This is a genomic window from Kitasatospora sp. NPDC034023, assembly GCF_055575795.1.
In genome coordinates this window covers 151,467-158,973 of record NZ_JBVIRY010000022.1, presented here as the reverse complement: position 1 = coordinate 158,973, position 7,507 = coordinate 151,467, and the positions used below count along the sequence as shown (strand labels likewise).

General features: G+C 72.1%; 9 protein-coding genes. 2 read left to right on the top strand and 7 right to left on the bottom strand.

Features of this window, described 5'->3' with window-relative positions:
• Nucleotides 1-156: 156 nt before the first annotated feature.
• Together ACZ52R_RS27225 and ACZ52R_RS27220 are read right to left on the bottom strand one after the other, a co-directional pair.
• Nucleotides 157-1,188, bottom strand: a complete 1,032-nt coding sequence (locus ACZ52R_RS27225) for a medium chain dehydrogenase/reductase family protein (protein WP_465754334.1) — start codon at nucleotides 1,186-1,188, stop codon at nucleotides 157-159.
• Between the two features lie 213 nt (nucleotides 1,189-1,401).
• A complete protein-coding gene (locus ACZ52R_RS27220; RefSeq protein ID WP_465754333.1) occupies nucleotides 1,402-1,950 on the bottom strand; it encodes a carbonic anhydrase in 549 nt (182 codons plus the stop codon).
• Nucleotides 1,951-2,014: 64 nt separating this feature from the next.
• On the opposite strand from ACZ52R_RS27220, the gene ACZ52R_RS27215 reads away from it, so the two are divergent.
• Entirely contained in the window at nucleotides 2,015-2,485 is a 471-nt protein-coding gene (locus ACZ52R_RS27215; RefSeq protein WP_465754332.1) for a MarR family winged helix-turn-helix transcriptional regulator, read from the top strand.
• Nucleotides 2,486-2,507: 22 nt separating this feature from the next.
• On the opposite strand, the gene ACZ52R_RS27210 is transcribed toward ACZ52R_RS27215, so the two are convergent.
• Nucleotides 2,508-2,816, bottom strand: coding sequence for a hypothetical protein (locus ACZ52R_RS27210; protein WP_465754331.1), 309 nt, complete (start codon nucleotides 2,814-2,816; stop codon nucleotides 2,508-2,510).
• Between the two features lie 98 nt (nucleotides 2,817-2,914).
• Between ACZ52R_RS27210 and ACZ52R_RS27205 the strand changes: the two genes are divergently transcribed.
• Nucleotides 2,915-4,303, top strand: coding sequence for a M14 family metallopeptidase (locus ACZ52R_RS27205; RefSeq protein WP_465619214.1), 1,389 nt, complete (start codon nucleotides 2,915-2,917; stop codon nucleotides 4,301-4,303).
• Between the two features lie 144 nt (nucleotides 4,304-4,447).
• Here the strand turns inward: ACZ52R_RS27205 and ACZ52R_RS27200 are convergent, their stop codons facing one another.
• The 4 genes from ACZ52R_RS27200 to ACZ52R_RS27185 form a co-directional block, all read right to left on the bottom strand.
• A complete protein-coding gene (locus ACZ52R_RS27200) occupies nucleotides 4,448-5,464 on the bottom strand; it encodes a HEAT repeat domain-containing protein (protein ID WP_465754330.1) in 1,017 nt (338 codons plus the stop codon).
• Nucleotides 5,465-5,467: 3 nt separating this feature from the next.
• Nucleotides 5,468-6,214, bottom strand: a complete 747-nt coding sequence (locus ACZ52R_RS27195) for a HEAT repeat domain-containing protein (RefSeq protein WP_465754329.1) — start codon at nucleotides 6,212-6,214, stop codon at nucleotides 5,468-5,470.
• Between the two features lie 87 nt (nucleotides 6,215-6,301).
• On the bottom strand, nucleotides 6,302-6,814 hold the full coding sequence (locus ACZ52R_RS27190) for an isochorismatase family protein (protein WP_360491332.1): 513 nt from the start codon (nucleotides 6,812-6,814) through the stop codon (nucleotides 6,302-6,304).
• On the bottom strand, nucleotides 6,801-7,478 hold the full coding sequence (locus ACZ52R_RS27185) for a TetR/AcrR family transcriptional regulator C-terminal domain-containing protein (RefSeq protein ID WP_465754328.1): 678 nt from the start codon (nucleotides 7,476-7,478) through the stop codon (nucleotides 6,801-6,803). Before ACZ52R_RS27185 ends, ACZ52R_RS27190 begins: the two co-directional genes overlap by 14 nt.
• Between the last annotated feature and the right edge of the window lie 29 nt (nucleotides 7,479-7,507).

Genomic DNA, 7,507 nt, shown 5'->3' with positions numbered 1-7,507 from the left:
CGGCAGACCACTCGCCAAAACCCGCATCTCACCCTTCGCAGCACTCCGCCCCGTTGGATGAGATCCAACGGGGCGGAGTTAACCAACAGCATCCGCTGAGCGGTCGGGGCTTTCTTCGGTGCGCCGGCCGCTCGGGCGAGCAGCTCTGCCAGGGGCTCAGGCCGTCAGCACGATCTTGCCGGTGACGGTGCCGGACTCCGCCAGCCGCAGGGCCTCGGCGGCGCTGGTGAGCGGCAGTCGGGCGGCGATGCGGGCGGTGACCTCGCCACGGCCCACGGCGGCGAGCACCTCGGTGAGGTCGTTCCGAAGCTGTGCCCGGAAGCGGTCCTTACCGAGCGCGCGGCCGGCCCAGATGTTGTAGAAGTACGCGTGCCGGCCGTTGGGCAGGGCGTTCCACAGTGCGGTACGGGCAAGGATCTTGAGGACCGGCCACTGCTTGGAACCGGTGTCGTCGCGGGTGGAGGCACTGCCGTACGCGACGAGGGTGCCGCCGGGCGCGAGCAGCTGCCAGGAATCGATCACGCTACGGCCGCCGACGTGGTCGAAGACGGCGTCCACCCCGCCGGGCGCCAGTTCCCGGACCAGCGCGGGGACGTCTCCCGCCCGGTAGTCGACGGGGACGACGCCCAAGTCCCGCAGCGCCTCGTGGTGCCGGGCGGAGGCCGTACCGATCACCCGCGCCCCGGCGGCGCGGGCGAGTTGGGCCAGCACGGACCCCACACCGCCGCTCGCGCCGTGGACCAGGACGGTCTGCCCGGCGCACACCCGGGCCTTGCGGTGCAGCATCTGCCAGGCGGTGATGCCGTTGACCACGACCGTCTCGGCCTGCGCCGCGGTGAGGCCCTCGGGGACGTCGACCGCGTCCGCGGCGTCGACGACCACGTGGCTGGCCCAGCCGCCGACCTTCACCAGCGCGGCTACCCGTCGCCCGGCCAGCGCCGGGTCGACGCCCGGCCCGGTCGACAGGACCCGGCCCACCAGGTCGTATCCGGGCACGAACGGGAACGGCGGCTGGTCGTAGTACCGGCCGCGGCGCATCTGCTGCTCGGCGAAGGAGACGCCGGTGGCCTCCATGGCGATCACGATCTGCCCCGGGCCGGGCTCCGGCACGGAGGCGTAGCGGATCTGCAGGCCCTCCGGGTCGACGATGCCCGGCAGAACGACCTCGACAAGGCGCTCGTTGGTCACGGCCGCCTCCTTTCGTAGAAGCTGTTGTGTTCGCTATAAGTTCTAACGCACATCCGGGGTGACAGTCAACAACAAACGTGAGACCTTCTAACGCAGACGCAGGCGCAGGCGGCGCGCGGGACGCGACATGCCAATGCCGGCCACACCCTGGCGGGCGCGGTCGGCATTGGCGGGTCGGGGCTGTCGGGCCGAGCCGGCTGCGGATCAGGCCGGTCAGGCTGCGGGTCCGGCCGGAGCGGCCGCCTCCACGACCGTCTCGACGAGTCCCGTTTCGAGCCGGAGCACATGGCCGGACACCGAGGCGAGGGTGTCGCCGGACAGCAGCGGGTGGCCGAGCAGTTTCGCGACGTCCTGGCGCACGGTCTCGGTCGGGTCGGTCACGGCCTTCGCCGCGAGGGCGTCGCCGTCGAGCCCGGTGCGGCCGGCGAAGGCGTGGCGGAAGGCGGGCTCGGACAGCTTGCCGGTCCCGCATTGCGTGTGATGGATGACGGCGACGTCCATCCGCACCCCCAGGCGCAGGGCGAGGTAGGCGATGTCCTCCGCGACCCGGTCGTCGACGCGGCCTCCCGCGTTGCGCAGCACGCCCGCATCCCCGGTCCTGAGGCCGAGGAATCCGGCCGGCTCGACCCTCGGGTCGACGCAGGTCAGCACGAGGAGAAGCCGGTCTGGCAGGCCCTCCCCGCTCGGCATTGCCAGCCTTGCGGGATCGACGGACGCGGCGAACTCGCGGTTCCGGTCGAGCAGTTCGGTGAACCGTGACATGGCCCCTCCATTTGTTGTATATGCAACACATACTGCGGGGGTACTCTACAGACCGGAGGTGTAGATGCAACAGGAGAGTGTGGCCGAGTCGCGTCGGCAGGCGACGCTGATGTCGGAGGAGTGCCTGGGCAGGCGGATCGCGCGCCTGCAGCGCCTGGTCGGTCGCCGGGTCGACGCGGAGTTGCGCCAGTTCGGGCTGACCCTTCCGCAAGTCGAGGTGCTCTCCGAGCTGGCGTCGGCCGGCGCCCCGGCACGCCCCTCGGAGATCGCGGGCTGGCTCGGCATCGAACGCTCGACCGTCAGCCGCAACCTCGACGGACTGGTGCAGCGCGGGTTCGTGGAGGTGGCCGCGACGTCGACGACGGGACGAACCACCCGGGTGACCGTCACCGAAGCCGGGTACCGGGTGCTCGCCGACGCCGAACCGGCCTGGCACCGCAGCCAGGCATGGATCATCGAAGCCATCGGCGCGGACGCCCGCGAGACCCTCGACCAGTGGCTCGCCGCACTGGACCCCGACCAGTCGCCACGGTGAGGCCGCGACACCCGGGGCGCGATCAGGAGATCTTCACGCAGAGCGGCTCGGCGGAGCCGTGCTCGACGGTCAGCGCCCGGTAGCCGGTGGCGCTGATGTCGACGGTGTAGACGCCGTCGACGAGGCAGCGGTCGCGGGGCAGGGCGCCGGCGTCAGTGCCGAAGCCGAAGCCGAAGCCGAGCAGGATCGGGCCGCGGGCATGCCAGGTCTGCGACTTGTCGAGGCGGTAGCCGACGACGGACCGGCCGCCCGACCCGGCCGCCCCCCATGCCCGGCTTCCGCCCCCAGTCGCCCCTGGCCGATGCGTTCCGCCCGGCCCGCGTCTTTCCAACCTCTTGACGAACTCATGACATTGACGGACCATCATGCTGGCGCGCGCCTCACCTCCTCCACCGTTCCGCCCCCACGGACCCCCACAGGAGGACAGTCATGCGACTGCCCCGCCGAGGGAAGCCCGCCGCGGCCACCGCCGTTCTGCTGGCCCTCGCCCTCGCCACCCCGATCACCGCCCAGGCCGCCTCCCCCTACCGCCTGTCGGCGCCCACATCCGCCGGTGCGGACACCGCTGCCGACACCGCCCGGCAGTACCGGCTCGACGGCCCCCGTACCGTCGCCGAACGCACCACCATCGCCGCCACCGGCGCCTCCGTCGACGCCGTCCTGCCCGACGCGGTGGTGGTCACCGCCACCCCCGCCGAGGCCGACCGGCTGCGCACGCTCGGGTGGTCCCCCACCGCGCTGCCCGGCCCCGACCACGGCACCGAGTCGGGCTCCGGCCCCGGCGGCGAGGGCCTGGACGAGAGCCTGGCCGGCCCGGTGTACGACTTCCCGCAGGCCGACTCCGGTTACCACAACTACGCCGAGGCCACCGCCGACATCGACGCCGTGGTCGCCGCGCACCCGGACATCATGAGCAAGCGCGTCATCGGCACCTCCTACGAGGGCCGGCCGATCGTCGCGGTGAAGATCAGCGACAACGTCGGCACCGACGAGGACGAGCCCGAGGTGCTGTTCACCGCCCACCAGCACGCCCGCGAGCACCTCACCGTCGAGATGGCCCTCTACCTGCTGCACGAGTTCGGCGACAAGTACGCCACCGACAGCCGCATCGCCAACGCCGTCAACAGCCGCGAGATCTGGGTGATCCCCGACCTCAACCCGGACGGCGGCGAGTACGACATCGCCACCGGCCGCTACCGCAGCTGGCGCAAGGACCGCCAGCCCAACCCCGCCAGCAAAAGCGTCGGCACCGACCTCAACCGCAACTGGAACTACAAGTGGGGCTGCTGCGGCGGCTCCTCCGGCTCCACCTCCAACGAGACCTACCGGGGCAGCGCCCCGGAGTCCGCCAAGGAGACCAAGGTGGTCGCCGACTTCGTCCGCAGCCGGGTCGTCGGCGGCAAGCAGCAGATCACCGCCGCCATCGACTTCCACACCTACAGCGAACTGGTGCTCTGGCCGTTCGGCTGGACCACCGCCGACACCGCCACCGGCATGACCGCCGACGAGTACAACACCTTCGCCACCCTCGGCCGCACCATGGCCGCCACCAACGGCTACACGCCCGAGCAGTCGAGCGACCTCTACATCACCGACGGCGCGATCGACGACTGGCTGTGGGGCGCCCAACGGGTCTTCGCCTACACCTTCGAGATGTACCCCGGCCCGAACGGCAGCAGCGGCTTCTACCCGCCCGACGAGGTGATCGGCCGCGAGACCAGCCGCAACCGCGAAGCGGTCCTGCGCCTGGTGGAAACGGCCGACTGCGTCTACCGCGCGATCGGCAAACAGCAGCAGTACTGCGGCATCCCCGCCTGACCGGTCGCATCGCCGGCCGTCGAACCGGGCTGCGAGAGCCGGTCGACGGCCGGTCGACGGCAGGTTGACGGTCGGTCGGCAGCGGGTCGACGGCCGGTGCCGGCCGGCCGTGCGGCGCGCTGCGCACCAGCCTTCGTCCAGCCCTTACCGGGCGGCGCGCAGCTTGAGGACGTAGGTCGCGGTGAGCGCCACCGCACGGTCTTCGTCCTGGGCCAGATCCCCGAGGGCGCGTGACGCCGTCGTCCCCGGGATGTCCGCGAGCGCCTGGGTCAGCCGTCGACGGGCGGGCGTTCCGGTGGTGCCGGGGGCGAGGCGGTCGACGAGTCCGGTGGCGATCCGGTCCGCCAACGCGGGATCACCCGCGGGGTCGCCGGCCAGCGCGCTCAGTGCGTCGGCCGCGTCGGCGTCGTTCCTCGCCTCGACGATCATGTCGATGAGCGTCGGGACCGCGTCGGCCACTCCGCGTGTCCCGAGTGCCAGGGCCGCGTACCCGCGGACGACGATGTCGGTGTTCGTGAGGGCGTCCCGCAGCAGGGCGGTCGCCTCGCCGTCCGGAATCTCGGCGATGGACCGGACGGCACGTTCCCGCACCTCGACCGCGGGTGAGCCGAGGCCCTTCGCCAGCGCTTCCAACGCGTCCTCGCCGGATTGCGCCAGAGCCCAGCGGAGGGCTCCGGCGACGTTCGGGTCCGACTCGCCGAGCACGGCCTCGGCCAGGGCTTCCACCGGTACGGAGACCTCCTCGGCGGCGGACAGGGCCGCGCGCTGGCGAGCGCCCGCGTTCTTCGACTCCAGCGCCTGGAGGAGCGAGACGATCTGGAGGACCTCCTCCCAGCCGGCGGGTTCCGCGGCACCGATCCGACGGAGCCGGGTGAGCAGCTCCGTCTCCGCCGCGATGCGGTCCAGCGTCCGGCGGATGAGGTCGTCGACGAGTTCCGAGGGCGCGAAGCCGGGGTCATCGAGCGCGCGCCCGACGTCGCTCAGCGACAGCCCCAGTGACCGCAGGCTCTCGATGTGGAAGATCCGCCGGATGTTCTCCTCGGAGTACTCCCGGTAGCCGGAGTCGGTGCGACCCGACGGCCGTACCAGGCCGAGCGATTCGTAGTGCCTGAGCATGCGGGCGCTGACCCCGGACCGCTGCGCGACGTCACCGATCAACACTGCCTACCGCCCGTCCTGGTCGCGCCCGCCGAGGGCGACGACGCGCTTCGCCTCCTCGATCGCGAACTCGAATCCGGCGTCCGGGTCGCGCGACAGGCGTTCCGTGGCGATCGCGTGTGCGCGCACGCGGGGGTCGGGGTCCGCCGTCGCGGCGCCCAGTGCCGGCGCCATCGCCTCCCCGAGCGCGATCAGCGCCCGGCTGAGGCTCAGCTGCGTCTCGCGTTCGCCGCGCCCGAGCTGCGTCGCCAACCCTACGGCCAACGCCTGCTCCGCACCGTCGGGCACGAGAACGACGGCGGCCCGCCAGGCACTGCGGGCCACCTCCTCGTCGGTGTCGGACAGCAGCGCCGGTGTGATCGCCGGCCACGCCCGCCGGTCCCCGATCTTGGACAGCGTGTGCAGTGCCTGGCTCCGCGCCTGCGCACGCTCCGAGCGGACTTCGTCGACAAGCGCCGGGACCGTCATCGATGCCGCGTGCCGGGTGAGTGCCCACGTGAGCATTTCGCGCACGGAGAACTCGGGCTCGATCGCGCACCGCTCGATGAGCTTGCCGACGAACGCCGGCTCCGGGTTCGTGCCCACGGCCAACGCCGCCTGCAGTCGGACCGACGAGTTGTCGCTCTCCAGTCCCCGGAGGGCTCGCGCCTCGTTCGCGTTCGCCTTCGCCTTCGTGTTCGCCTTCGCGCTCGTGTTCGTGCTCGGGTTCGTGCTCTCTGTCGACATGGTCATCAGCACCACCTCCTCGGCCACAGTGAAGGCCTTGTCACTGTGTCAAGGTCAAGCAGAGCCGGACCGAGGGCCGAGGGAGGCACGCCCTCGGCCCGAGGAAGGCGGGCCCTATCCCAGCCGCAGGTCCCCCGCTGCCACGACCTCCCCGAGACGCGGGAAGTCGAGTTCCACCGACGCCCGGTGTTCCTCCGCCGTGAGCGCGGTCATCGCGTCCTCGACGAACACCAGCTCGTACCCGTGGTCGGAGGCCGCGCGGGCGCTCGACTCCACCCCGAGGTTGGTGGCGATCCCGGCGAACACCAGGGTCTCCACGCCCCGTTCCCGGAGCAGTTCGTGCAGGCCGGTGCCCTGGAAGGCACCGAGGGTGCGCTTCACCACGACCTCGTCGGCCACCGCCTCGACCTCCGCGAGCAGTTCGCTCCCGGGCGGCTGCTCGGCGACGTTCGGCCGGTCGACCCGTACGGCGACGACCGGGGCGCCGGCGGCGCGGAAGGCCCGGGCGAGCTCCAGCGAGGTCGTCACCACCTCCGAACCGGCGTGCGGCGCGAGCGGGTTGGCGACGATCCGGCTCATCAGGTCGATCAGGACCAGGGCCGTGCTGCGGGGATCAAGGGTGGGCATGGCGCCAACCTAGCCCATCCCCCGGCCCGGCCGACTCCGCCGCCTCCCGGGCGATCTCCGCCCGGAACCCCTCGATCATCACGCGCAGCCCGTACTCGAAGTCGGCGTCGTGGTCCGTCATCCGCAGCACGTCGGCGGCCTCGCGTAGCAGCGGGAGTTCGCGCAGCGCGTCGTCCGGGAACGGCGGCCGATCGCGGTCTGCGGCGTCCTGCCGCCAGGCCTGTTCCTCGGTGACCCAGCCCATGATGTACCGGTCGACGGTCAGCAGCAGCCGCAGCGCCGTGCGCGGGCGCAGCCCAGCCCGGCTGAGGGCACGCAACTGGGCCTCGACGGCCGGGAGTTCGTCGTCGGCGGGCAGGGTGCCGGCGTGCACCCGGGCGCCGTCGCGGTAGGCGAGCAGGGCGTGGCGCTTGGCGCGGGCGTCGGCGGCGATCCACGCCGGCCAGTGTTCCGGGTCCGGTTCGCGGTCGGGCGGGAGGGCCTCGGCGAGCATGGCCTCGGCCATCAGGTCGAGCAGTTCCCGCTTGTTCTTGAAGTGCCAGTACAGGGCCGGCGACTGGACACCGAGTTCGCGGGCGAGCCGGCGGGTGGTCAGCCCTTCGATGCCCTCCTCGTTGAGCAGGCGCAGCGCGGTGCGCACCACGTCGTCGCGTTGCAGCGCCATCCGTTCGACCTCCCGGGTTTAATCGCTTG